A 25,219-nucleotide genomic window follows, 5' to 3' on the forward strand; every position below is an offset into this window, starting at 1 on the left:
AAAAATTGCATAATTTTGCAGTTTTCGTCACTTTTTGATGTAAAAAATCGGCATTTTTTCGGCTATTTTTAAGAACGTTTTTACAGTTTAAATGTAGTAAAAAAATAACAATAAATTTGAATAAATATTTTCAATAGTAAAATGAAAAAAACACAAGATTTGGTTCCGTTGTTTAAACAAATGATTCGAGAATCGGAAAACGGAAAGCGTTTAAAGAAAAATGGAGAAAAAATTACAGCAGGAACCATTGAGAATTATAAATATGTTTTGCACAACTTAATTCAGTTTTCTACGGAAACTAATTTTGAATTGCGTGTGTGTAGTATTTTACGTTTAACCAAGCGTGAATTGCAATCGGAAAAAGCCTATTGGAAGAAGTTTTACAAAAACTTTACCGAATTTATGTATAAAAAAGGTTGTTTTGATAATTATGTGGGTGCGAATATAAAAGTGATTCGTGTTTTTTTTAATTACTTAAAAATAGAAAAAGACATTTATACTGGCGATTTTCACAAACAATTTTATGTACGAAAAGAGGAAATTGATATTTTAGTTTTATCGCCAGAACAATTAAAGTTTTTAATTCACAACAAAGAATTCGAAAGTCAGTTGGTTTCTACACAACGAAAAGTGAAAGATATTTTTGTGTTTGGTTGTACCACAGGTTTACGTTTTTCGGATATTTTTTTGTTAACCAATAAAAATTTTGAAAAAACAAATGACGAATGGTATTTGAAACTGAAGTCAAAAAAAACAAAAACCTATAGTTTTATAAAACTGCCGAGTTATGCCATTGATATTTACAAAAAGTACAAACCTACTAGCGATAGAAAATCCATTTTCGGAGAGAAGAATTTATCTAACTTCAATCGTTCTATAAAACGGATTGGTGAAATGGCTGGTTTTACAGATTCAGTTCATATATCAAGGGAAAAACAAGGGAAAACTAAGAAAATAGGAAATGCTTCTAATGATCGTTTTTGTGATAAAATGAGTTCGCACATGATGCGTAGAACTGCAATTACTACGTTATTAATTTTAGGAATGCCAGAGCACCTTGTTCGTAAGATTAGCGGACATAGTCATGCGAGTAGTTCTTTTAATCGATATGTACATTATGCTCAGGCTTATATTGATAAAGAGATTGATAAGGTGTATAATAAACTAGAGGTTTATTGAGTGTTGTTATAGGATTCAAAAGTGCTTTAAAATAATAAAATATAAATTTTCTAATATATTTTTGGGGTTAAGAATTTAAAAATAGTACCTTACATTAAAATAGTCATTTATAGATTTAAAATTAAAATTTTATGAATTATAAACTTTTTGGACTAATTTATTTCAAATTAAAAACTTTTACATAAATTAGTTGGATAGTTTAAAAATATTAATATTAGTTTTTAATTAATATGTTCTAATCTTGAACATAAAATTGAACACGATTTTTTAAAAAAGATAGCATTTTGATGCTCGCAAGCCCAATAAATACGTTTGTATTTTTCTAATTGCGAAATTCATAACCCTGAGGTCACGGGTTCAACTCCCGTCTTCGCTACTAAAAATAAACCCTAACTAATCAAACAGTTAGGGTTTTTTATTTTGAAAATCTTGTTATCGTTAATTGGTAAATTAACGAAATAGGTTTATCTTTGCGCTCCTCAATATTTTGACAACGAATTCATTAATTGAGTGTTACTTATGGAAAACAAAAAGAAAGTTGCGTTTTATACGCTTGGATGTAAATTAAACTTTTCTGAAACATCCACCATTGCCAGAAATTTTCAAGAAGAAGGTTTTGATCGTGTTGACTTTGAAGAAGTAGCCGATATTTATGTAATCAATACGTGTTCGGTTACTGATAACGCCGATAAACAATTTAAACAAGTGGTTCGTAAAGCTCTACAAAAGAATGATAAGGCTTTTGTGGCTGCTGTGGGTTGTTATGCGCAGTTAAAACCAGAAGAATTAGCTGCTGTTGATGGTGTTGATTTGGTTTTAGGAGCTACTGAAAAATTCAAAATTACAGATTATATCAATGATTTGTCGAAAAACGACATGGGCGAAGTGCATTCTTGCGAAATCGAAGAAGCCGATTTTTATGTTGGAAGTTATTCTATTGGTGATAGAACTCGTGCGTTTTTAAAAGTACAAGATGGTTGTGATTATAAATGTACGTATTGTACGATTCCATTGGCTAGAGGAATTTCTCGAAGCGATACTATGGAAAATGTAATGAAAAACGCAGCTGAAATTTCTGCTAAAGGAATTAAAGAAATTGTTTTAACGGGAGTTAATATTGGTGATTACGGAAAAGGAGAATTCGGAAACAAAAAACACGAACATACTTTTTTAGAATTGGTGCAACATTTAGACGAGGTTGAAGGAATCGAACGTTTACGTATTTCTTCTATAGAACCAAATCTGTTGAAAAATGAAACGATTGAATTTGTTTCAAAAAGTAGAACATTTGTGCCGCATTTTCACATTCCATTACAATCGGGTTCAAACGATATTTTAAAGAAAATGAAACGTCGTTATTTACGTGAATTATATGTAGATAGAGTTACGAAAATTCGTGAAGTAATGCCCCATGCTTGTATTGGAGTTGATGTTATTGTTGGTTTTCCAGGTGAAACCGACGAGCATTTCTTAGAAACGTATCATTTCTTGAACGATTTAGATATTTCTTATTTACACGTTTTTACGTATTCTGAAAGAGATAATACAGAAGCAGTAGATATGGATGGAGTAGTACCAAAGAATGTTCGTGCAAAACGCAGTAAAATGTTACGCGGACTTTCAGTTAAAAAACGTAGAGCATTCTACGAAAGTCAAATTGGAACTACAAGAACAGTTTTGTTTGAAGGTGAAAATAAAGAAGGTTATATTCATGGATTTACTGAAAATTATGTAAAAGTTATTACACCTTGGAATCCTGAATTAGTAAATACATTACATGAAGTGAACCTAACAAAAATAGATGAAGAAGGTCGCGTTCGAATTGAATTTGTAAATGAATTAGTTTAAAAATTATAAATCTAAAATTACATTGTAATTTTTTAAAGAAGCTAAAGACTCTTGCGAAGTATGATCAAATTTTTCTTCAAGGGTTTTTAGCTTTTTCTTTTGATTTATTTTTCTAACTGCATCGAAAAATCGTCTTACTTCTTCTAAGTTTTTGATTTCCAATGCTGGAACTTTTGTATTGTTGCCTTCGTCATCTTTTGCAACCATTGTAAAATAACTCGAATTACAATGTTTTTTTACACCAGTTTGTATGTTTTCAGAATCAACACGAATACCAACAACCATTGAACTGTTACCTACATAGTTAACTGAAGCTTTTAAAGTAACTAATTCGCCAACTTCCACCGGATTTAAAAAATCTACAGTATCAACAGAAGCTGTAACACAATAGCAACCTGAATATTTAGAAGCAGAAGCAAAAGCAATTTGATCCATTAATTTTAAAAGATAACCACCATGAATTTTTCCACTAAAATTAGAATGAGAAGGCAACATTAATTCCGATAGTATAATTTTTGAAGCATCTACAGTATTAGTTGTTTTCATTTGAATTGATATTAAAATGAGGCGAATTTTCTTTTTCTACTTTTGTGATAAAATAACGAGTATCGCCCCACCAAAAAAATGTTCGATAACGTTCTATATAATCAACTTTTACATAGCTGCCTTGGTATTCTTTAAGTTGATTGATGATTTCTTGATTCTTGCCTTCAACTGAAAAGCTGAATATTTGCGCACCAGAAATTCCTTGACTCAATTCGCCTTCCCAAGTTTTTACTAAATAACCTTTATTACTAATTTTTATTAATTCACCAGAACGAACTCCTTCACTATACGGAACATAATACACAAAACTTATGTAAGCGATGCTTCCTAAAGCAAAAAATAAAACGAAATAGATAAATATTTTTTTAATTATGTTCATAAGTTTTCTTCTAAGATGTTATCGTCATTTTCTATAGCTCTTTTTAAAACCGCTTCTGGAATTGATTTTTTAGCTTTGGCTCCCATTTTTTTTAATCGTTCAACACTATTGACTAAATTACCTTTTCCTTCAACTAATTTATTCATAGCATTGCCATATTCACTTTTGGCTTCGTCCATTTTTTTGCCAATTTTAATCAAATCTTGAACAAAACCTTCAAATTTGTCATATAAAGCTCCGGCCTGGCGCGCAATTTCAATAGCATTTTCTTGTTGCTTTTGGTTCGTCCACATGCTATCGATAGTACGAAGTGTTGCCAAAAGGGTGGAAGGCGTTACAATCACTATATTCTTTTCAAAAGCCTTGTTGTACAAAGTGCTGTCTTCTTGTAACGCAAGAGCAAAAGCAGGTTCAATTGGGATAAATAACAACACAAAATCGGGACTTTCCATATGGTAAATATCCTGATAGTTTTTATCGCCTAATTGTTCTACGTGACGCTTAATCGAGTTAACGTGTTCTTTTAAAAAGTTCGCTTTTAAAGTATCGTCGTCTTCATTTACAAATCGTTCATAAGCCGTTAAAGAAACTTTTGAATCGACCACCATTTTCTTACCATCAGGAAGATTTACGATAACATCGGGTTGAATGCGATTGCCGTCTTCGGTGGTAAAACTTTGCTGTACTTCATATTCGCGACCTTTTTCTAAGCCCGATTTTTCTAAAACACGCTCCAGAACCAATTCGCCCCAATTTCCTTGCATTTTGCTATCGCCTTTTAACGCTTTAGTCAGGTTAATGGTTTCTTTGCTCATTTGCTCGTTCATTTCCTTCAAACCTAAGATTTGTTGGCGCAGCGCAGCATGATAATCGATACTTTCTTTGTGTGTATCTTCTACTTTTTTCTCAAACAATTGAATTTTTTCCTGAAGCGGATTCAGGATGATTTTCATGTTTTCTTTGTTTTGTTCGGTGAATTTATTGGTTTTTTCTTCCAATATTTTATTTGCCAAAAGTTCAAATTCTTTGGTAAATTTCTCTTGAACTTCTGTTAATTCTTGTTTTTGTTCTTTATTTCGTTCCAATAAATTATCGAAATCATTTTCTTTTTTTGCCAAATGAATTGCTAGACTTTCTTTCTCTTTTTGAAGCGTATCTTTTTCAACGGATAGGTTTTCTACACTTTTTTCCAACTGATTTTTTTCTTGTTGAAACTGTTGTTTTAATTGGTCTATTTGGCTTAACAAACCATTAATGCGTTCTTCTAAACCAGAAGTTGCGGATTGTGATTGTGATTTGGTAAGCAATTTACCAATGTAAAAACCGATAGCCAATGCTAAAATAAAAACGGCGAGTACTAAAATTGTTTGCGACATATAAAAATTGAATTTCAAATGTAAATTTAAGGAAATTAATCAATTTAAGAATTCTCTTCGACATAATTTGAAAAACGTATTTTTGTGAAAATTTCCACATGCAACATCATCATTTTTTATTGCATAAACCGCATGGTTTTTTAAGTCAGTTTATTTACGAAAAGAAACGAAACAAACGTTTGTTGGGCGAATTGTTTTCTTTTCCTGAAGGAACTATGGCAATTGGTCGGTTAGATGAAGATTCTGAAGGTTTATTGTTGTTAACCACTGACGGAATGATGAGCGAAATAGTGCGTGCCAAATCAGTTGAAAAGGAATATTATGCCCAAGTCGACGGTTTAATAACGGATGAAGCTGTCGAACAATTGCAAAAAGGAGTTGAGATTGGTTTTAAAGGCATTCGATATATGACGAAACCTTGCCAAGCTAAACGAATTACAGAATTATCAAATTTTATCGGTGAAGGAAGAAGAATCCGCGACGAACGTCACGGACCCACGAGTTGGGTTTCGATAACAGTTACCGAAGGTAAATTTCGCCAAGTTCGAAAAATGACCGCGGCAGTTGGCTTTCCAACGTTGCGTTTGGTTCGAGTTCGCATTGGAAATACGCATTTAGCAGGAATTTCTGCAGGTGAAGTTAAAGAAATAATCGCTTTTGATTTGTAAATTGAAAACGTCAGTTCGAGTGTTTTTTGTGAGTGAAACGAAACTAAAAATGTATCGAGAACTTTTTTGTTTGATTTTTCTTATTCTCGATACAATTTTCTGTAGAAAATTACTCGAATTGACGAAAAAAAATCTCTACTTTACTTTAAATTTTCCGATTGTGGCATCGAACATAATATCTTCATTTTGAAATATTTTATCAAAAACACCTTCGTTTATTAGATTGCAAGGTTGGTTATGAAAAATATCATTTTCAGTAAAAACAATCATTTCATCTGCTAATTGAATGGCTAAATCTAAATCGTGCGTTGAGTATAAAATGGTTTTCCCAGTTTCGTGTGTAAGTTTTTGCAATAGTTTTAGTAAGGTAATTTTATGTACTAAATCTAAATGTGTGGTGGGTTCGTCTAAAACAATAATAGATGTGTCTTGAGCTAAAGCGCGTGCTATCATAGCTTTTTGCAATTGACCATCACTTACTTCATAATAACGTTTATTACAATAATCTGAAATTCCTGTTAGTTCAATTGCTTCGGTTATTTTTGTTTGATCTTCTTCGCTTAAAGTTCCAATCCAATTGGTGTAGGGTTGTCTTCCTAAAGCAACAATTTCATAAATTGTTAAATTGCTTGGTGGAAGTGTTTCTGTAAGCACTAAACTTAATTCTTGAGCTAAATCGACTACAGAATATTGTTTTAAATTTTTACCATTAAGAGTAACTGTTCCAGAAATAGGTTCAATAACTTGAGTAATGGTTTTTAAAAAAGTAGATTTCCCAATTCCATTTTTACCAATTAAAGCAACTAATTTTCCTTTATCTAAACTCAAATTTATATGAGACTGAATTATAGTTTGAGATTTCCCTTTTTGGTATCCAATTGTTAAATCTTTGATATTTAAAATATGCTCTGTCATTACAATTGAATTTTTCTTTTACGTAATAATAACCAAATAACAATTGGCGCTCCAAAAATTGAAGTTATCGCGTTGATGGGTAAAGTTATATCATTTCCTGGTAATTGTGCAATAGTATCGCAAATTAGCATTACAAGAGCACCTATTAATAATGTACTTCCAAACAATATAAAATGATTACTCGTTTTGAAAATTAGTTTTGAAATATGTGGAACCGCTAATCCAATAAATGCAATTGGTCCAACTAAAGCGGTAATGCTTCCGGCTAAAAAACTTGTTGCAATTATGATGAAGTATTTAGTTTTAGAAAAATTAATTCCAATGCTTTTTGCATAGCGTTCGCCTAATAATAAAGCATTTAATGGTTTTAAAACGAAAAGTGTTAGTAGTAAACCAAAAAACACTAAAAAAGTTAAGATTATTATATCTTTCCAAGCTAAGTTACTGATGCTTCCCATTGCCCAAAAAGTATATTTCTGTAACTGTTCGGCAGTGGAAAAATAAGATAAAATAGAAACAATTGCGCTTGTAAAGCTACTGAACATTAAGCCAACAATTAAAATGCTCATGGTGTCTTTAATTTTGTTTGCAACCAGAATAACAGCCATAAAAACTAAAAAACTTCCTAAACCAGAAGCTATAATTAATCCATAGCCTGATAAAAAATAATGTGCAATTGAAACAGGTAACAATCCTGAACTTAAAATAATTAAAGCAACACCTAAACTTGCTCCAGAACTCAAACCTAAAACATAGGGTCCAGCAAGTGGATTTCTGAATAAAGTTTGCATTAATAAACCACAAGTTGATAAACCAACACCAACAAGAATTGCAGTTACCGCTTTGGGTAATCGAAAGTTGTAAAGAATAATTTCCCAACTTTCCTTTTGCATCGATTTTCCTATTAATCCATTAAAAATATCTTGATAAGGAATAGTTACTGAACCCAAGCTAATATTGGTAAAAAACAAAAATGTAACGGCTACAATTAGCAGTGTAAATATTAGTTTATTTTTATTTTCTGTTGGCATTAATCTAACTTTTCAAAAAAGTATAATTCGTAATTAGGTAATACTTCAGGATGTAATATTTTGATTAAATCTTTTAATACTAAATCGGGTCTATTTGGAGCCAATTCATAATAAATAACGCCACCAGTGGCACCTTTTTTTGAACTAAAAGAATATACATTTTTATCACGAACTGCTTTAAAGTGTGTATAATTTGGATTAGCATTTAAAATTTCTTCGATAGAAGTAAACTGTCCTGGGCCAATCCAAAAATCGGCATCTTTCGCTTTATCTAAAACCGATTCGAATGATAAGGAAAGACTTCCTGTTCCTTTTGAATCTTTCCATAAATAATTACTATGTGCTTCATTTAAAAAGTAAGCTGCCCAGCTATCGCCTTGAGGTAAAAACCATTGATCTTCATAAATACTTCCTGCCATAATTGTAGGCAAAGTTTTAGAATTTGTTGCCAATTGTTTTGCTTGGTTATAATCGTTTTTAATTTGAGAGTAAATTTTTTCAGCTTCAGCATCTTTATCATATAAGGCACCAAAAAACTTTATCCATTCGGCTTTTCCTAGAGGCGTTTTTTCGGTCCAGTCACTATTTAAAATGATTTTTTGACCTAAACGTTCTAAATTTTTATACGTTTTCATGTCGCCATCAACACTAAATCCTACCATAACATCAGGTTGAAGGTCTAAAATTACCTCGGTATTTAAACTTTGGTTATTACCAATTTCGCGAATCTTTCCACTATTAATTAATTGACGTGTTTTTTCAGAAGAGATATAATTAGTATTAGGAAATGCTATAATAGAATTTTCCATATTTAACATTTCAATTGAAGGAATATGCGTAGTTGATGTTACAATTATTTTTTTACAGGAACTTCAATGCTTGTTAATTTTTTTAAACTATCTGGTATTTGAACTCCTTTTTTATGTAAAACATAAGAATAGTTTTCAACTGCCTCGGGGAAAGTGTTTTTAATGGTAACTATTGAAAAATTAGAATATTTAGCAATCGAAATTCCTTCAGCATCAGTAATAAGTTCGTTTTTTATGCTTTGTTTTTCGGTGGTAACCTCTTGTTTACACTGAATAAAAAAAGGAATAAGTACAAGAAGAAAAAATTTAAATTTCATGCTAAATATTTTTAGCAAAAGTAAAGTAAAAGTGATAAGTAACAAAAGCTACTATATTTTTTGTAAGAAATCTTATTTTTGTATAAAATTTATAAAATGAGAGATAATCCTTCTTTTATGGCCGCAGTAGCCACAATCATATTAGCACATTTTATTATTGGATTTATATGGCTTTGGCGAAAAATGAATAAGAAAAAGTGATTCATTTTTAATTAAAAAACTTCTATATTTGCACCCGAATTAAGGTTGAGGTGCATTTTTTTGTACTTCATTAAAAGGGAATCAAGTGAAAAACTTGAGCTGTACCCGCAACTGTAAGCTATAAAGCTTGTTATTTTCTACAATACCATTGTTCGTTTACGAATGAGAAGGTGAATAACAAGACGCAAGCCAGGAGACCTGCCTATTTCGCTAGAGTAACAAACTTTCGGGAATAAAAGTTTGAGTATGGGTAAACTGTGCTTTTCTCCCAAGATTATTAAAATTATTTATTAAAAAATGAACCAAAAGTTTATTTATGCTAGTATTTTGGCATTAGCAGCCAATGCATCTTTGTGTGCACAAGAAAAAGATTCTTTACAAATTAATCAATTAAAAGAAGTAGTAGTTTCGGATACTAAATTCGAACAAAAAGAGAAAATTCAGGTAAAATTATTGAAGTAATTACAGCCGAAGATTTACAAAAAAAACAAGGACAATCTTTAGCAAATGTTTTATCGCAAGTAGCTGGAGTTGAAGTAAACGGAAGTCAAAGTTTTAGCGGTAAAAATCAAGGTGTTTATGTAAGAGGTGGAAGAAATCGCCAAGTTGCTATTTATATTGATGGTGTTCCAGTTTCTGATGCATCTATGATTAATTTAGAATACGATTTAAGATTAATTCCTGTTGAACAAATCGAAAAAATAGAAGTTTTAAAAGGTTCGTCAAGTACTTTGTATGGAACTGGAGCTGCAACTGCAGTAATCAATATTACATTAAAAAAAGCATCTCAAGATAAAGTTTCTGGTAATGCCTATTGGAATGTTGGTACATTAAATAACCAAGAAAAATCGGCTATAGATGCAAATGATTTTGAACAAGGTTTAGCTTTCAATGGAACTTTAAAAAAGTTTAATTATGTAACCATGATTAACAGCAAAGAAAATAAAAACTTTTCTGAAGCTAGAGGAGAAAACTATGAAGGCGATTCTTTCTCTAGAATTAATGTTATTCAAAAATTTGGTTACAAATTCAATGATAAGTTTGCCTTAACATTATTTGGTAACTACGATAAGTTTAAAAATACTTACGATAATCCTTATGGTGGAGCTTCAAGTTCTAGCGACGATTTAAATAATAGATCAGCATCGGAACAATTTAGAGCAGGTTTAAATGCTTCTTACAAATATAATAAAGGCGAATTGTTAGTGAATACAAGTGCTGCTACAATTGATAGAAATTCGGCAATTAGCAATACTTGGGCAGGAACTGTTGATTCATACAACTACAGTTCTAGAAATGCAAATGTTGATATTATCAATAAATATAATGTATTATCTAGTTTATACATTTTGACTGGAGTACAAGCTCAATATTTCGACATGGAGCAAAAAGATGCTTATACTGACGTTACTAATAATTTTGCGCATTTTAATATTGTAGATCCTTATGTAACGGCAGTATATAATTCTAAATTTGGATTAAATGTAAATGCTGGAGCGCGTTTAAATATTCATAGCGAGTATGGAAATCAAGTAGTTTACAACTTCAATCCAAGTTATAAGTTTAGTAATTTACCAGTTCGAATTTTATCTTCTTATAGCACGGCTTATATTACGCCAAGTTTGTATCAAGTTTACGGACCTTATGGTAATTTAGATTTAAAACCAGAAGAAAATGCAACTGCAGAAGCTGGTTTCGAAACTATTTTGTTAGATAACAAATTTGTATTAAATGCAGTAGCTTTTTACCGAGAAGAAAAAAACAAAGTAGATTTCTTTACAGATATCAATTGGAATTCTTTCTACATAAATTATGATAACAAAATTAATGCAAAAGGAGCTGAAGTAAATGTAACTTATAAACCAGTTGATTTATTTAATATTAAAGCGAATTATACATTTACTCAAGTGGAAGATGTTGTAGGTTTATTAATTCCAAAGCATAAAGTAAATGCTGAAATTAACTCTCAAATCACGAGCAGATTTAATTCGGTAATTGGTTTCCAATATTTTTCAAACAGAAAAGATGCTTATTACGATAATGATACTTATGCGACAACTAGAATTAATTTAGATGCTTATTCGTTAATCAATGCAACATTAAACTATAATTTAATAAAAGATAGATTAAATATTTTTGGTTCGGTAACCAATATATTCAATGAAGATTATGTAGAATCTATAGGTTACAATACTAGAGGTAGAAACTTTAAATTAGGATTAAACTTTAAGTTTTAGTAATTTTTAATTTTAATTAACTTTATGAGGTTTTAGATATTTTTCTAAAACCTCATTTTTTTTGTAACAAAAGAATATTTCATTCGTCTCAACTATAACAAGCTAATCTAAATGAAACAACAAGAGTTCATACAATTAATTTCGCCGTTTAAAGATAAACTTTTCCGATTGGCAAAAAGAATGCTAATTAGTACAGAGGAAGCGGAAGATGCAACTCAAGAAGTTTTAGTAAGGCTGTGGAATAGAAACGATAATTTAAAGTCATACAATAGTGTAGAAGCATTAGCAGTAACTATGACAAAAAATTATTGTTTAGATCAATTAAAATCGAAAAGGGCATCAAATTTGCAAATAGTTCATAATAACTATAAAGATGTTCGAGACGATGTAGAAGTAACTATTGAAAATAGAGACAGTTGGAGTTGGGTAGAAAAAATAATAAACGACTTGCCCGAACAACAACGAATTATTATTCAAATGCGCGATGTAGAAGAATATGAATTTGAAGAAATAGCGAAAGCATTAGATATGCAAGAAACAGCAGTAAGAGTAGCGCTATCGCGAGCAAGAAAAACAATTAGAGAACAATTAACAGCAAAACATAATTATGGAATTAAGACGAATTGAAATATTGCTGGAAAAATATTTTGAGGGAAATACAAGCATTACCGAAGAAAAAGAAATAAAGGCCTACTTTTCTTCTGATTTAGTTGCACCCGAATTGGAGCATTTAAAACCAATGTTTGTAAACTTTCAAAATCAAAAAGAAATACAGTTTACTAAAAGCCTTCCATTACAACCTAGAAAACGAAATTATGTAAAATGGATTGGTGTTGCGGCAAGTTTAGTAGCTCTTTTTGGAACATTACTATATTTTAATTACAACCAAAATTCAGATCCCGCTTTAGGAACATTTTCTTCGCCAGAAGAAGCTTTAGTTGAAACACAAAAAGCACTCGAAATGGTTTCAAGCGAAATGAATAAAGGAGTAGAAAGTATGGCAGTTTTAAATGAATTTGAACAAACAAAAAAATCAATTTTTAAATAACAACAAGATGAAAAATTTAATTTTAAGTATAGCATTTTTTATTTCAAGTACGGTTGCGTTTTCACAATCGGCTTTTGATAAGTTTGAAGACAAAGACGGTGTTACAACTGTTATTGTTAACAAAAAAATGTTCGAGATGATGAGTAAAGTTAAAGTTGATACTAAAGATAAAGAAGTACAACAATATATGAGTTTACTTAAGAAACTAGATAATTTAAAAGTATTTACAACGGATAATGCTAAAGTTGCTGGCGAAATGAAATCGACTGTAACAAATTATTTAAAATCGAATCCATTAGAAGAATTAATGCGTGTAAACGACGAAGGTAAAAAAGTAAATATTTACGTAAAATCGGGTGCTTCAGAAAATATTGTAAAAGAATTATTAATGTTTATCGATACACCAAATGGAAAAGCAAACCAAACCGTTGTTTTATCGTTAACAGGAAACTTTAATTTAGATGAAATTTCTGCTTTAACAGAAAAAATGAATCTTCCTGGTGGAGCCGAGTTAGATAAAGCATCAAAAGGAAAAAAATAACAACTTTTCACTCTTAAAAACTGAAGCAATTACAACTGTAATTGCTTCTTTTATATTTGGATTATAAATAGATAAATTATAAAATCACTTCAATAAATATAATAAAATGAAAAATATTCTTTTAGCATTATTATTGGTTAGTTTAGTAAGTTGTACAACTAAACCAACATTACAAAAATATTTTGTAGAAAATTCTGAATCGTCAGATTTCATACAAGTAGACTTAGCATCAAGTTTTATTAATACAGATAAATTAAGTTTATCAAGTGAAGAAAAAGAAGCTCTAAATTCATTCGATAAATTAAATATTTTGGCTTTTAAAAATGATTCTTTAGATCCTTCAAAATTAGGTAAAGAAGCAACGGAAGTAAAGAATATTTTAAAAGATGGTAACTATGAACAATTAATGAAGTTTGGAAACAGTAAACAAGGAGCTTCGGTTTACATGCTAGGAAATGAAGATAAAATTGATGAATTTGTCTTATATGGTTCTGAAGCTTCTGGATTTGTTGTTGCTCGTGTCCTTGGTGATAATATGACACCAAATACCGTTCTTAATTTAATAGAAGTAATTAAAAAAGCCGATTTAGATATGGAACAACTCAAACCATTGAAAGATGCTTTAATAAAGAAATAAAACAAAAAAGCCTTGAATAATCAAGGCTTTTTTTGTGACCACGATCAGATTCGAACTGACACGTCTTGCGACACCACCCCTCAAGATGGCGAGTCTACCAATTTCTCCACGTGGCCGAAATGTCTGTAAACAAAAAAAGCTATCCGAAAAACGAATAACTTTCTTGTGACCCCGCTGGGGCTCGAACCCAGGACCCCTACATTAAAAGTGTAATGCTCTACCAGCTGAGCTACGGAGTCTGCTTATAAGGAAATGATTAGTGACCCCGCTGGGGCTCGAACCCAGGACCCCTACATTAAAAGTGTAATGCTCTACCAGCTGAGCTACGGAGTCAAATCATTTCCTTATTGCGGGTGCAAATATAAGACGTTAATTTTATATTTCAATGGTTTTTTTCTTATAAATTTGCTTTTTTTTACAAATTAATTTTTAACTGCTTTATTTATAGGAGTTTATTTATATATGAAAATAGTGTTAGTTGGTTATATGGGTTCGGGTAAGTCTACAATTGGAAAAGAAATTTCTAAAATTGTAGGAATTCCCTTTTATGATTTAGATGAGGTTATCGAAAAAAGAGAACAAACTTCTATTAAAAATATTTTTGAAACTAAGGGTGAAATCTATTTTAGAAAAATAGAACATGAAATATTAAATGATTTTTTAGAAGGTAACGATGATTTTATATTAGCATTAGGTGGCGGAACACCATGTTATGCAAACAACCACGTTTTTCTTCAAAATAAGGACATTTCATCGTTTTATCTTAAAATGTCTGTAGAAGCTTTGGTTTCTCGTCTTAAAAACGAAAAAGAAAAACGTCCGATTATTGCAAATTTATCAAATGATGAGTTAGATGAATTCGTGAGAAAACATCTATTTGATAGAAATTACTATTATTTACAATCAAAACATATCATTTCAACTGAAAATAAAAGCGTAAAAGAAATTAGTGATGAAATAATCGCTACTTATTCTAAGTAAGCAAAAGCATTAGACTCTTCGAAAACTACTTGTACATGTTCGTGTAAAGAAGTAGATAAAGAAATTCCTTTAAAATCGGCTTTAACGGGATATTTTTTATGGTTTCTATCCACTAAAACAGCCGTTTTAAATTTACTAAGTGGTACATCTAAAAAATGTTTAACTCCGTAGATTAATGTTGTGCCTGAATTTAAAACATCGTCTATTAAGACTAATCCTTTGTTTTTATATTGCTCAATAGAAATCGAAGTTGTGACTTCTTCTTGCGGTTTTTGTTTGTTTATTTTTACTTCACAAAGTGTAATTTTTAAATCGCTAATAATTGAAAGTTCAGTTGCAATTTTTTCTGCAAATTGGTAGCCATTTGAAGCGATTCCAGCCAATATAATTTCATTTTCATCTACAAAAGTCTCATAAATTTGGTAACTAATTCTTTTAGAGATATGTGCTATTTGTTCTTGGGTTAAAATTATATTTTGCATAGTAGTGTTGTTATTTTTTTTCAAAGATAAAAAAGAGTTCCTTTCCTTCTCTTGGTTTTATAGAATTATATGAATTTTCTAATTTCTTTATTTTAAATAATTCACCGAATAAATCTAAATATTCTTCTTTAGAGCCTCCAAAAGGTGGTCCAACTTCGGTTAGAGGGAAATCGAAAAGTAATCCACTAATTTTTCCTTTCTCAGTCAATAATTCATACATTTTTACTACATATTCTTTTCTTAATACGGGATTTAAAGCACAAAAAAATGTTTGCTCAATTATCAAATCAAAAGAATCTTCAAGTTCAAAGAAGTTTTTGTGAATGAAATGATTTTCAAATTTTGGATTTCTTTGTTTTAAGTTTTCCAAAGGCTGTTGAGCAATATCGATTACCCATACATTATAAAACCCTTCCGATACCAAATAATCAAACTCGTATCCGTTTCCCGCACCAGGAATTAATATTCTTATTGATTTGTCAGTTAATTGATCAATATAATCCTTAAGTGGAGTTGTAATACTTCCAGCGTCCCAACCAGTTTCATTATTCAAATAACGTGCTTCCCAGTATTCTTTATTCAGTTTCATTTTCTTCTAAATTATCGTCATCTAAATAATCATAAATGTCTCTACGATCTTTTTTAGTTGGTCTTCCAGTTCCTTTAGCTCGGTAATGTTCTTTGCTTAATTTTAATAGTTCTAAATGTTCGAAAGCTTCGGCTGGAGTTTCATCTTTTCTATAAATGTCTACTAATTTTGGACCAACACGATTAAGTGGAATATCTAAAACTTTTATTACGTAGTTAATTTGGTCTTTTCTTAAGACAATTTTGTCCATTGGAAATACTTCTCGAGATGCTTTTGCAGTTTGTCCATTTACCGAAACATGCCCTTTTTTAATAGCCTCTGTAGCAATACTTCTCGTTTTAAAATAACGAACACACCATAAATATTTATCAATTCTCATTTTAAAAACAAAAAACAATGTTAATATCCATACAAAAATACAGGAAAATTGTATCTTGCGCCTATAATTTTTTAAAATGAAAATGAAAAAGTTTACGATTTATTTTTTATTGATTTTCTCAATTTTACTTGTTTCATGTAATAAAGATGATTCAAATTCTGTTAAAATTCGTGATCGTCAAGAAGTTTATGACGAGAATATAGTTGATATCGAAGACTATTTACAAAACAACTATTTAGATACTAATGATTTTAGTGTTAAAGCAATTGAAAATGGAGAGTCATCTATATGGAGTTCATTAGGAGATACAGGAAATCCTTACAGACTTCAATATATAACTGTAAAGAATGATACTAGAAAATCTATTTATACTGACGGAGAGAATGATGATCCTGTTGATTATAAATTATATTATATTCTAATCAACGAAGGAGGAGGAATGCATCCTACTAGTGTTGATTCAACTTATACCGCATACAAAGGTTGGAATTTAGATAATGAAGTTTTTGATCAAAACAATGTAGGTTTTTGGTCATCATTTCCTGAGACTTCAGTTTCAGCGGTATCAGGCTTTAGGCAAATATTATCTTTAATAAATGCGGAACCTGAAGGGAGTTCTACTGTTAATCCTGACGGAACTGTTAATCATTTTGATTACGGCCATGTAATTGTTTTTATTCCATCTGGATTAGCCTATTTTAATCAAGTTAATATTGGGATTGGTCAATATGCTCCCATTATGTTTGAAATTAAATTATTTAGTGTAGTAAGAAGGGATCATGATGAAGATGGAATACTTTCTATTTACGAAGATTTAAATGGAGATAATAATTTCTTTAATGATGATACAGATGGTGATAAAATTCCAGATTTTTATGATCAAGATGATGATAATGATTACAAAAGAACTAAGTTTGAAATTGAATTTGAATATGATGATAATGGTGAAATTAAAACAGCTAGATATCCTTACGAGGGTGCTGCAGTAGATGATCCATCAACTCCTTATGATGATAGATTAGGTGTACCTGATTGTTCAGATGATTTCACATCGCCAACAAGATTAAGAAAGTATCTAGATGCAAATTGTAATTAAAAAGATTTAGCAACATAAAAAAACCACGCTTCAAGCGTGGTTTTTTTATGTTGTAAAACTAAAAATTTAGTTTTTTCTAGCAATTGCCTTCTCTGCAGCTTTAATGATAGAGTCAGCGTTTAAGCCATATTTTTCCATTAATTGCGCAGGAGTTCCGCTTTCTCCAAAACTATCGTTTACTGCCACAAATTCTTGTGGTACTAAGTTGTTTTGAATTAAAGTTCTAGAAACACTTTCTCCTAAACCTCCAATAATGTTATGTTCTTCTGCTGTAACCACACAACCTGTTTTCTTAACCGATTTTAAAATCGCTTCTTCGTCTAAAGGTTTAATTGTATGAATATTAATTACTTCAGCTGAAATTCCTTTTGCTTCTAAAGCTTCTGCAGCAACTAAAGCTTCCCAAACCAAATGTCCGGTTGCAATAATAGTTACATCAGTTCCTTCGTTTAACATAATTGCTTTTCCAATTACGAAAGGCTCATCTGCAGGCATGAAGTTAGGCACTACCGGACGACCAAAACGTAAGTAAGCTGGGCCATGATGATCTGCTAAAGCAATTGTAGCTGCTTTCGTTTGGTTGTAATCGCAAGTGTTGATAACTGTCATTCCAGGTAACATTTTCATCAAACCGATGTCTTCTAAGATTTGGTGAGTAGCTCCATCTTCTCCAAGAGTTAATCCCGCGTGAGAAGCACAAATCTTAACATTTTTATCTGAATACGCTACTGATTGACGAATTTGGTCATACACTCTTCCTGTAGAAAAGTTTGCGAAAGTTCCCGTGAAAGGAATTTTCCCACCAATCGTTAATCCAGCTGCAATTCCAATCATATTCGCTTCTGCAATTCCGATTTGGAAGAAACGCTCTGGGTGATTTTTCTTGAAATCATCAAATTTTAATGATCCAATTAAATCCGCACAAAGCGCCACTACGTTTTCATTTTTTTGACCTAATTCCGTCATTCCAGCTCCAAAACCTGAACGGGTATCTTTACTGCCTTGGTTGATATATTTTTTCATTTGTTTTTAAGTTTAATTGTATTCAACAGAATACTTGTGACTGAACACTTTTTACTGAACACTGAACACTAATTAATAGTCTCCTAAAGTTTCAACATTTTGTTCTAACGCTTTTGCTAATTGCTCATCATTTGGTGCTTTTCCATGCCAAGCGTGTGTGTGCATCATATAATCTACCCCGTTACCCATTTCTGTATGCAATAAAATACAAACTGGTTTTCCATTACCCGATTTTGATTTTGCTTCAGCTAAACCAGCTTTGATAGCGTCAATGTTGTTACCTTCTTTAATTTCTAAAACAATCCAATCAAATGCTTCAAATTTTGCTTTTACGCTACCCATCGCCAAAACTTCGTCAGTGGTTCCGTCAATTTGTTTTCCGTTTAAATCGATTGTTGCAATTAAGTTATCTACTTTTTTTGCAGAAGCATACATGATAGCTTCCCAGTTTTGACCTTCTTGTAATTCACCATCACCTAAAAGTGCATACACTAAATTGTTATCGTTGTTTAACTTTTTAGCCTGTGCAGCTCCAATTGCTACCGACATTCCTTGTCCTAATGAACCAGATGCCATTCTTACTCCAGGTAAACCTTCGTGAGTGGTAGGGTGGCCTTGTAATCTTGAATTTAGTTTTCTAAATGTTGCTAATTCAGAAACTGGGAAATAACCGCTTCTTGCTAAAACACTGTAGAAAACGGGAGAAATATGTCCGTTTGATAAGAAGAATACATCTTCACCAATTCCGTTCATATCAAAACCTTCTTTGCGTTTCATAACGTCTTGGTAAAGTGTAACCAAAAATTCAGCACATCCCAAAGAACCTCCTGGGTGACCTGAATTTACGGCATGAACCATACGAAGAATATCTCTTCGAACTTGTGTTGTAAAATCTTGTAGTTGTTGTGTATTAGACATTATAAAATGTATATAAGTTAATTGGGTGTAAAAGTAATTTTATTTTTTTGGTGTTACAAATCATTTTAAGAGAAGTTATTAATAATCAGTGTTAATCATAAATAATTCTAAAATCTAAATTCTAAAATCTAAAATAAATTATCTTTGCGGTTCGTAAAAGCACAATATGAAGTTTGATTTATTAAAGAAAGACCCAAAAAGTCAAGCAAGAGCAGGTGTTGTCACAACAGATCATGGTGTGATTGAAACTCCAATTTTTATGCCTGTAGGGACGGTAGCTTCTGTTAAAGGAGTTCACCAAAGAGAATTAAAAGACGATATTAATCCTGATATTATATTAGGGAATACATACCATTTATACCTTCGACCGCAAACTGATATTTTAGAAAAAGCGGGTGGATTGCACAAATTCATGAATTGGGATAGAAATATTTTAACCGATTCTGGTGGATACCAAGTGTATTCTTTGTCTTCCAATAGAAAAATTAAAGAAGAAGGTGTAAAGTTCAAATCGCACATCGACGGATCGTATCATTTCTTTTCGCCAGAAAATGTAATGGAAATCCAACGTACTATTGGTGCCGATATTATTATGGCATTCGACGAATGTACGCCGTATCCATGTGATTATCGTTATGCAAAACGTTCGATGCACATGACGCACCGTTGGTTAGATCGTTGTGTAACTCATTTCAATAATACGCCAGCTAAATATGGTTACGAACAAACTTTGTTTCCGATTGTGCAAGGAAGTACGTATAAAGATTTACGTCAACAATCAGCAGAATATATTGCGAATGTTGGTGCTCAAGGTAATGCTATTGGAGGATTGTCAGTAGGAGAGCCAGCAGAAGAAATGTATGCAATGACCGAAGTGGTTACCGCAATTTTACCGGAAGATAAGCCGAGATATTTAATGGGTGTAGGAACTCCGGTTAATATTTTAGAAAATATTGCATTAGGAATTGATATGTTTGACTGTGTAATGCCAACACGAAACGCTAGAAACGGAATGTTGTTTACCGCAAACGGAATTATCAATATTAAAAATAAAAAATGGGAAGCCGATTTTAGTCCAATTGATGAAATGGGACATACGTTCGTAGATTTGGAATACTCAAAATCGTATCTTCGTCACTTATTTGCTGCTAACGAATATTTAGGAAAGCAAATTGCAACGATTCATAATTTAGGCTTCTATTTATGGTTGGTTCGCGAGGCTAGACGTCAAATTTTAGCTGGAACTTTCCGTGAATGGAAAGATAAAATGGTAATTCAATTAGCTCAACGATTATAATTTATGCTAAAAATTATTGATAAATACATTCTTAGGCGCTATTTAGCCACTTTTTCAGTCATGTTATTACTGTTTATTCCTATTGGAATTGTAATTGACGTTTCGGAGAAGGTAAATAGAATGATTGAAAAGAAGGTTCCTTTTGGTGAAATTTTACTTTATTATGTTGACTTTACAATATATTTTGCCAATTTGTTATTTCCTATATTTCTGTTTTTATCAGTAATTTGGTTTACATCAAAACTTGCCAATAATACTGAAATTATTGCAATTTTAAGTTCAGGAATCTCTTACAAAAGATTCCTTAGACCTTATTTTATTGGAGCTACAATTGTTTCTTTATTTACATTAATTATGGGATTCTTTTTGGTTCCTAAAGCGAGTAAAGGTTTTAATGATTTTAGATATCAGTATTTAAAAGGTAGTAGTGCACAATCAAGAGAAACCAATGATATTTTCAGGCAAATTAGCCCCAATGAAGTCATTTATATAAGTAATTATAATTATTTATCTGAAACAGGTTTTAATTTTATTTATGAAAAGTTTGAAGGAAATGTTTTAAAAGAACGAATTCAAGCAAATAGAATTAAATACGATAAAAAGAAGAAAGTTTATAAACTTTATAATTACAAAAAAAGAACTATTGGTGAATTAGATGATAAGCTTATATCGATAAATGAATATAGTAAAAAGTTTAATTTTGAACCAGAAGATTTAACTCCAGTTGTTTACATTGCTGAGACAATGACGTTAGGTGAACTTTTTGATTTTATTGATAAAGAAAAGAAAAAAGGAAATGCAAATATTAATACTTACCTAGTTGTATTGCATAAAAAGTTCAGTCTTCCAGTTTCTGCATTTATTTTAACAATAATAGCAGTATCCGTTTCGTCAATGAAAAGAAGAGGTGGAATGGGAGTAAATCTTGCTATAGGTATATGTATTGCTTTTACATTTGTTTTTTTTGATAAAGTTTTTGGAACACTTGCAGAAAAATCTAGTATACCACCTGTTGTTGCAGTTTGGTTACCTAATTTTGTTTTCGGAATATTAGCATTTTATCTTCTTCGCAATGCAAAACGATAATTTTAAAAGTTATTTTCAATTACATTTAATTGTTTTTATTTGGGGGTTTACAGCTATTTTAGGGGCTTTAATTTCTCTTGATGCTTTACCACTAGTTTGGTGGCGTATGTCTATTGCGGTTTTATTAATTTTCATCTACATGAAATGGAAGAAAATTGATTTTACGATAGCAAATAGTACACGGCTATTAATGTTGCTTGCAGGTTTAGTTATTGCCATGCATTGGTTTACATTCTTTAAAGCCATAAAAGTGTCAAATGTTTCAGTAACATTGGCTTGTTTGTCAACAGGTGCATTTTTTACTTCTTTATTAGAGCCTATTTTTTACGGTAGAAAGGTAATTTGGTACGAAGTTGTTTTCGGATTATTAGTTGTGTTAGGCTTGTATATCATTTTTCAAGTAGAAGGAGATTACTATTTAGGAATTATATTGGCATTAACTTCTGCTTTTTTATCAGCATCTTTTTCTGTAATTAATGGAAAGTTTGCAAAAGAATATAACGCAGCCACTGTATCTTTTTATGAATTATTAGGCGGAGTTGGTTTCTTAAGTATCTATTTACTTTTTTCGGAACAGTTTACGCAAAGTTTTTTCCAAATTTCAATTTCCGATTTAAGCGGGCTTTTTATTTTAGCATCGGTTTGTACTGCTTATGCTTTTATTGCTTCTGTTGCTGTTATGAAACATTTGAGCCCTTATACCGTAATGCTTACTATTAATTTGGAACCAATTTATGGAATTGTGTTAGCGATTATGATTTTTCAAGAAAAAGAAAAGATGAATCCAAATTTCTATTTAGGTGCAGCTATTATTTTATCAACTGTTGTTTTGAATGGAATTTTTAAGAATTTTGAAAAAAGAAAAAACTAAAGCTAAATAATAAAACGAATTATTAGGAAAGTTTTATCTTTGTGATAACAAACTTTAACCAAAATTTTTGCTAATTATGGAGTACTTAGATTTTGAATTGCCTATTAAAGAGCTTGAAGATCAATTAGATAAATGTTTAATTATTGGGCAAGAATCTGATGTAGATGTAAGTAATACTTGCAAACAAATAGAGAAAAAATTAGAAGAAACTAAGAAGAATATTTATAAAAACTTATCGGCTTGGCAACGCGTTCAATTGTCTCGTCATCCAAATAGACCTTATACAATGGATTATATTCGCGCTTTATGTGGAGATACTTTCCTTGAATTATTTGGAGATAGAGGTGTAAAAGACGATAAAGCAATGGTAGGTGGCCTTGGAAAAATTGATGGACAATCTTTTATGATTGTTGGTCAACAAAAAGGATACAATACAAAGACACGTCAATATCGTAATTTTGGTATGGCTAATCCTGAAGGATACCGTAAAGCACTACGTTTAATGAAAATGGCCGAGAAATTCAATATCCCAGTTGTAACTTTTATTGATACTCCTGGTGCTTATCCAGGTTTAGAAGCAGAAGAAAGAGGACAAGGTGAAGCAATTGCTCGTAATATTTTTGAAATGTGTCGTCTTCAAGTGCCAATTATTTGTGTAATTGTTGGTGAAGGTGCTTCTGGTGGTGCTTTAGGAATAGGTGTAGGTGATAAAGTTTTCATGTTAGAAAATACTTGGTATTCTGTAATTTCACCTGAATCATGTTCTTCAATTTTATGGAGAAGTTGGGATTACAAAGAGCAAGCAGCTGAAGCTTTAAAACTTACAGCACAAGACATGAAAAAACAAAAGTTAATTGATGATATCATACCAGAACCACTTGGTGGCGCTCACTATGATAGAGATACAACTTTTAAAACTGTTGAAAAATATATTTCAGATTCTTATAAAGCACTAAAAGACTTATCAACAAAAGATTTAGTTTCTACAAGAATGGATAAATATAGTAATATGGGGCATTTTAAAGAATAAATTACCATCTTTTCAAAGAATATGTCCGAAACCTCACAGTTTCGGATTTTTTTTACCTTATTAACAATTTTATGCTGGTTATCAACACTTTATTAACAACCAGTTCTTTAAAAGTTAAAATACACACAACTAAAATTTGGTTACCTTAGCAATATGGAAAATATCAAAAACATAAATCCACTAAAAGTAGATAAAACTACCATCATAAACCTAGAGAAGGGAAAGTTGCCTCCACAAGCATTAGAGCTAGAAGAAGCAGTTTTAGGGGCTTTAATGATTGATAAGAAAGGGGTAGATGAAGTAATTGATATTTTACAACCCGAAGCTTTTTACAAAGAAGCACATAAATACATTTTTGAAGCGGTAGTGCAGTTGTTTAATGATACGCAACCAATCGACTTATTAACAGTTTCAGCTCAATTAAAGCGAAATGGAAAATTAGAGTTAGCAGGAGGCGATTTTTACTTAATTCAGCTAACACAAAAAATCTCATCATCAGCTCACATTGAATTTCACTCGAGAATTATTTTACAGAAATTTATTCAGCGAAGTTTAATCAAAATTTCAAACGAAATTATCGAAGACGCCTATGATGAAACCACTGATGTATTTGATTTATTAGATTCTGCCGAGTCTAAATTATATGAAGTTACTCAAGGAAATATTAAAAGAAGTTCTGAAACCGCGCAAAGTTTAGTAATTCAAGCTAAAAAGCGCATTGAAGAAATTTCGAACAAGGAAGGTTTAAGTGGAATTCCAACAGGTTTTCACGATTTAGATAAATTAACTTCAGGTTGGCAACCATCCGATTTGATTATTGTGGCTGCTCGTCCAGGTATGGGTAAAACAGCTTTTACGTTATCAATGGCTCGTAATATGGCAATAGATTACCAAGCGCCAGTTGCTTTTTTCTCATTAGAGATGTCATCAGTTCAGTTAATTACACGTTTAATTTCATCTGAAACTGGTTTGTCTTCGGAGAAGTTGAGAACTGGTAAATTAGAAAAACACGAGTGGGAACAACTTTCAATTAAAGTAAAAGACTTAGAAAAAGCTCCTTTATATATTGATGATACTCCATCTTTGTCTATTTTTGATTTACGTGCAAAAGCTAGACGTTTAGCTTCACAATACGGAATTAAAATGATTGTGATCGATTATCTTCAATTAATGACTGCAGGTGGAAATGGAAAAGGAGGCGGAAATCGTGAGCAAGAAATTTCAACTATTTCACGTAACTTAAAAGCATTAGCAAAAGAATTAAACGTTCCAGTAATTGCACTTTCTCAGTTATCGCGTGCTGTAGAAACTCGTGGTTCCAGTAAACGACCATTACTTTCCGACTTAAGGGAATCGGGAGCAATTGAGCAAGATGCCGATATTGTATCGTTTATTTATCGTCCGGAGTATTATAAAATTGAAGAATGGGATGATGAAGAACGTACACCAACTCAAGGTCAAGCTGAGTTTATAGTAGCAAAACATAGAAATGGAGGTTTAGATAATATTCGTTTAAAATTCATAGGAAGTTTAGGTAAGTTTGATAATTTAGATGATTTTGGAACTCCGTTTGATGCATTTCCATCAAAAATGAATGTTGATGATATGCCTTTCAATCCATCGAGTTTACCTTCACCTAATGAAGCTTTTGGAAGCGCCATGAATTCTAATTTCGATGACGATTCAGATGTTCCTTTTTAAAATATAATCCCGATTTTTTCGGGATTTTTTATTT

At 31.3% G+C, this 25,219-nt stretch carries 28 protein-coding genes, 3 tRNA genes and 1 riboswitch; of the genes, 16 read left to right on the forward strand and 15 right to left on the reverse strand.

Annotated features, from left to right (window positions below; translation table 11 throughout):
- Positions 1 to 141: 141 nt before the first annotated feature.
- Together GCU34_RS01730 and mtaB are read left to right on the forward strand one after the other, a co-directional pair.
- Positions 142 to 1,179: a tyrosine-type recombinase/integrase gene (locus GCU34_RS01730; protein ID WP_072780298.1), complete on the forward strand. Its 1,038-nt coding sequence runs from the start codon at positions 142 to 144 to the stop codon at positions 1,177 to 1,179.
- Positions 1,180 to 1,698: 519 nt separating this feature from the next.
- On the forward strand, positions 1,699 to 3,027 hold the full coding sequence (mtaB, locus tag GCU34_RS01735) for a tRNA (N(6)-L-threonylcarbamoyladenosine(37)-C(2))-methylthiotransferase MtaB (RefSeq protein WP_072780297.1): 1,329 nt from the start codon (positions 1,699 to 1,701) through the stop codon (positions 3,025 to 3,027).
- Between the two features lie 3 nt (positions 3,028 to 3,030).
- On the opposite strand, the gene GCU34_RS01740 is transcribed toward mtaB, so the two are convergent.
- The 3 genes from GCU34_RS01740 to rmuC are packed head-to-tail and all read right to left on the reverse strand — an operon-like array spanning position 3,031 to position 5,328.
- Positions 3,031 to 3,573: an acyl-CoA thioesterase gene (locus tag GCU34_RS01740; RefSeq protein WP_072780296.1), complete on the reverse strand. Its 543-nt coding sequence runs from the start codon at positions 3,571 to 3,573 to the stop codon at positions 3,031 to 3,033.
- On the reverse strand, positions 3,560 to 3,952 hold the full coding sequence (locus tag GCU34_RS01745) for a 6-phosphogluconate dehydrogenase (protein ID WP_072780295.1): 393 nt from the start codon (positions 3,950 to 3,952) through the stop codon (positions 3,560 to 3,562). Before GCU34_RS01745 ends, GCU34_RS01740 begins: the two co-directional genes overlap by 14 nt.
- The gene (gene rmuC, locus GCU34_RS01750; protein ID WP_072780294.1) at positions 3,949 to 5,328 is read right to left on the reverse strand and encodes a DNA recombination protein RmuC; all 1,380 of its coding nucleotides are present in this window, start codon (positions 5,326 to 5,328) and stop codon (positions 3,949 to 3,951) included. The genes GCU34_RS01745 and rmuC overlap by 4 nt, the downstream gene beginning before the upstream one ends.
- A 98-nt stretch (positions 5,329 to 5,426) precedes the next feature.
- Between rmuC and GCU34_RS01755 the strand changes: the two genes are divergently transcribed.
- Positions 5,427 to 5,996, forward strand: a complete 570-nt coding sequence (locus GCU34_RS01755; RefSeq protein WP_072780293.1) for a pseudouridine synthase — start codon at positions 5,427 to 5,429, stop codon at positions 5,994 to 5,996.
- Positions 5,997 to 6,131: 135 nt separating this feature from the next.
- Here GCU34_RS01755 and GCU34_RS01760 read toward each other — a convergent pair whose 3' ends face one another.
- From GCU34_RS01760 to GCU34_RS13780, 4 genes are read right to left on the reverse strand one after another with little or no spacing between them, the layout of a single operon-like run.
- Entirely contained in the window at positions 6,132 to 6,911 is a 780-nt protein-coding gene (locus GCU34_RS01760) for an ABC transporter ATP-binding protein (protein ID WP_072780292.1), read from the reverse strand.
- Positions 6,911 to 7,942, reverse strand: a complete 1,032-nt coding sequence (locus GCU34_RS01765; protein ID WP_072780291.1) for an iron ABC transporter permease — start codon at positions 7,940 to 7,942, stop codon at positions 6,911 to 6,913. Before GCU34_RS01765 ends, GCU34_RS01760 begins: the two co-directional genes overlap by 1 nt.
- Entirely contained in the window at positions 7,942 to 8,751 is an 810-nt protein-coding gene (locus GCU34_RS01770; protein ID WP_262884249.1) for an ABC transporter substrate-binding protein, read from the reverse strand. The genes GCU34_RS01765 and GCU34_RS01770 overlap by 1 nt, the downstream gene beginning before the upstream one ends.
- A gap of 44 nt (positions 8,752 to 8,795) precedes the next feature.
- Positions 8,796 to 9,068 carry a hypothetical protein gene (locus GCU34_RS13780; protein WP_227658716.1) on the reverse strand — a complete coding sequence of 91 codons (273 nt, stop codon included), beginning with the start codon at positions 9,066 to 9,068 and terminating at the stop codon, positions 8,796 to 8,798.
- Positions 9,069 to 9,293: 225 nt separating this feature from the next.
- Positions 9,294 to 9,489: riboswitch (cobalamin riboswitch) on the forward strand.
- A 77-nt stretch (positions 9,490 to 9,566) separates the two neighbouring features.
- Here GCU34_RS13780 and GCU34_RS13785 point away from each other — a divergent pair.
- The 6 genes from GCU34_RS13785 to GCU34_RS01795 all read left to right on the forward strand — a co-directional run bounded on the left by GCU34_RS13785 (position 9,567) and on the right by GCU34_RS01795 (position 13,732).
- Positions 9,567 to 9,731 (forward strand): hypothetical protein, encoded by a 165-nt coding sequence (locus GCU34_RS13785; protein ID WP_227658717.1) that lies wholly within the window; start codon positions 9,567 to 9,569, stop codon positions 9,729 to 9,731.
- Positions 9,731 to 11,506: a TonB-dependent receptor plug domain-containing protein gene (locus tag GCU34_RS01775; protein ID WP_262884254.1), complete on the forward strand. Its 1,776-nt coding sequence runs from the start codon at positions 9,731 to 9,733 to the stop codon at positions 11,504 to 11,506. Before GCU34_RS13785 ends, GCU34_RS01775 begins: the two co-directional genes overlap by 1 nt.
- A 111-nt stretch (positions 11,507 to 11,617) precedes the next feature.
- Positions 11,618 to 12,133: an RNA polymerase sigma factor gene (locus GCU34_RS01780; protein WP_072780288.1), complete on the forward strand. Its 516-nt coding sequence runs from the start codon at positions 11,618 to 11,620 to the stop codon at positions 12,131 to 12,133.
- Positions 12,114 to 12,554: a hypothetical protein gene (locus GCU34_RS01785; RefSeq protein WP_072780287.1), complete on the forward strand. Its 441-nt coding sequence runs from the start codon at positions 12,114 to 12,116 to the stop codon at positions 12,552 to 12,554. The genes GCU34_RS01780 and GCU34_RS01785 overlap by 20 nt, the downstream gene beginning before the upstream one ends.
- A 7-nt stretch (positions 12,555 to 12,561) precedes the next feature.
- On the forward strand, positions 12,562 to 13,095 hold the full coding sequence (locus tag GCU34_RS01790; protein ID WP_072783322.1) for a DUF4252 domain-containing protein: 534 nt from the start codon (positions 12,562 to 12,564) through the stop codon (positions 13,093 to 13,095).
- 106 nt (positions 13,096 to 13,201) lie between these two features.
- Positions 13,202 to 13,732, forward strand: coding sequence for a DUF4252 domain-containing protein (locus GCU34_RS01795; RefSeq protein WP_072780286.1), 531 nt, complete (start codon positions 13,202 to 13,204; stop codon positions 13,730 to 13,732).
- A gap of 35 nt (positions 13,733 to 13,767) precedes the next feature.
- Here GCU34_RS01795 and GCU34_RS01800 read toward each other — a convergent pair.
- From GCU34_RS01800 to GCU34_RS01810, 3 genes are all read right to left on the reverse strand, one after another.
- Positions 13,768 to 13,848, reverse strand: a tRNA-OTHER gene (locus GCU34_RS01800).
- A gap of 50 nt (positions 13,849 to 13,898) precedes the next feature.
- Positions 13,899 to 13,971 (reverse strand) — tRNA-Lys (locus GCU34_RS01805).
- 21 nt (positions 13,972 to 13,992) lie between these two features.
- Positions 13,993 to 14,065, reverse strand: a tRNA-Lys gene (locus tag GCU34_RS01810).
- 129 nt (positions 14,066 to 14,194) lie between these two features.
- Here GCU34_RS01810 and GCU34_RS01815 point away from each other — a divergent pair.
- Positions 14,195 to 14,713 (forward strand): shikimate kinase, encoded by a 519-nt coding sequence (locus GCU34_RS01815; RefSeq protein WP_072780285.1) that lies wholly within the window; start codon positions 14,195 to 14,197, stop codon positions 14,711 to 14,713.
- Here the strand turns inward: GCU34_RS01815 and GCU34_RS01820 are convergent.
- From GCU34_RS01820 to GCU34_RS01830, 3 genes are read right to left on the reverse strand one after another with little or no spacing between them, the layout of a single operon-like run.
- On the reverse strand, positions 14,701 to 15,195 hold the full coding sequence (locus tag GCU34_RS01820; RefSeq protein ID WP_072783320.1) for a phosphoribosyltransferase family protein: 495 nt from the start codon (positions 15,193 to 15,195) through the stop codon (positions 14,701 to 14,703). The genes GCU34_RS01815 and GCU34_RS01820 overlap by 13 nt on opposite strands.
- Before the next feature lie 10 nt (positions 15,196 to 15,205).
- The gene (locus GCU34_RS01825; RefSeq protein WP_072780284.1) at positions 15,206 to 15,784 is read right to left on the reverse strand and encodes a methyltransferase domain-containing protein; all 579 of its coding nucleotides are present in this window, start codon (positions 15,782 to 15,784) and stop codon (positions 15,206 to 15,208) included.
- Entirely contained in the window at positions 15,771 to 16,163 is a 393-nt protein-coding gene (locus tag GCU34_RS01830) for an RNA-binding S4 domain-containing protein (protein WP_072780283.1), read from the reverse strand. Before GCU34_RS01830 ends, GCU34_RS01825 begins: the two co-directional genes overlap by 14 nt.
- A gap of 82 nt (positions 16,164 to 16,245) precedes the next feature.
- On the opposite strand from GCU34_RS01830, the gene GCU34_RS01835 reads away from it, so the two are divergent.
- Positions 16,246 to 17,259: an FKBP-type peptidyl-prolyl cis-trans isomerase gene (locus GCU34_RS01835; RefSeq protein WP_143146149.1), complete on the forward strand. Its 1,014-nt coding sequence runs from the start codon at positions 16,246 to 16,248 to the stop codon at positions 17,257 to 17,259.
- Positions 17,260 to 17,325: 66 nt separating this feature from the next.
- Here the strand turns inward: GCU34_RS01835 and GCU34_RS01840 are convergent, their stop codons facing one another.
- Together GCU34_RS01840 and GCU34_RS01845 are read right to left on the reverse strand one after the other, a co-directional pair.
- Positions 17,326 to 18,282 (reverse strand): transketolase family protein, encoded by a 957-nt coding sequence (locus GCU34_RS01840; RefSeq protein WP_072780281.1) that lies wholly within the window; start codon positions 18,280 to 18,282, stop codon positions 17,326 to 17,328.
- A 72-nt stretch (positions 18,283 to 18,354) separates the two neighbouring features.
- On the reverse strand, positions 18,355 to 19,203 hold the full coding sequence (locus GCU34_RS01845) for a transketolase (RefSeq protein WP_178138342.1): 849 nt from the start codon (positions 19,201 to 19,203) through the stop codon (positions 18,355 to 18,357).
- 163 nt (positions 19,204 to 19,366) lie between these two features.
- Between GCU34_RS01845 and tgt the strand changes: the two genes are divergently transcribed.
- The 5 genes from tgt to dnaB all read left to right on the forward strand — a co-directional run bounded on the left by tgt (position 19,367) and on the right by dnaB (position 25,185).
- Entirely contained in the window at positions 19,367 to 20,497 is a 1,131-nt protein-coding gene (gene tgt / locus GCU34_RS01850) for a tRNA guanosine(34) transglycosylase Tgt (protein ID WP_072780279.1), read from the forward strand.
- A gap of 3 nt (positions 20,498 to 20,500) precedes the next feature.
- Positions 20,501 to 21,583: an LptF/LptG family permease gene (locus GCU34_RS01855; RefSeq protein ID WP_072780278.1), complete on the forward strand. Its 1,083-nt coding sequence runs from the start codon at positions 20,501 to 20,503 to the stop codon at positions 21,581 to 21,583.
- Positions 21,570 to 22,454 carry a DMT family transporter gene (locus tag GCU34_RS01860; RefSeq protein ID WP_152378337.1) on the forward strand — a complete coding sequence of 295 codons (885 nt, stop codon included), beginning with the start codon at positions 21,570 to 21,572 and terminating at the stop codon, positions 22,452 to 22,454. The genes GCU34_RS01855 and GCU34_RS01860 overlap by 14 nt, the downstream gene beginning before the upstream one ends.
- 76 nt (positions 22,455 to 22,530) lie before the next feature.
- Positions 22,531 to 23,484 carry an acetyl-CoA carboxylase carboxyltransferase subunit alpha gene (locus tag GCU34_RS01865; protein ID WP_072780276.1) on the forward strand — a complete coding sequence of 318 codons (954 nt, stop codon included), beginning with the start codon at positions 22,531 to 22,533 and terminating at the stop codon, positions 23,482 to 23,484.
- A gap of 153 nt (positions 23,485 to 23,637) precedes the next feature.
- Entirely contained in the window at positions 23,638 to 25,185 is a 1,548-nt protein-coding gene (gene dnaB / locus GCU34_RS01870; protein WP_072780275.1) for a replicative DNA helicase, read from the forward strand.
- Positions 25,186 to 25,219: the final 34 nt, after the last annotated feature.

It is taken from the genome of Flavobacterium haoranii (assembly GCF_009363055.1).
GTDB classification, from domain to species: Bacteria; Bacteroidota; Bacteroidia; order Flavobacteriales; family Flavobacteriaceae; genus Flavobacterium; species Flavobacterium haoranii.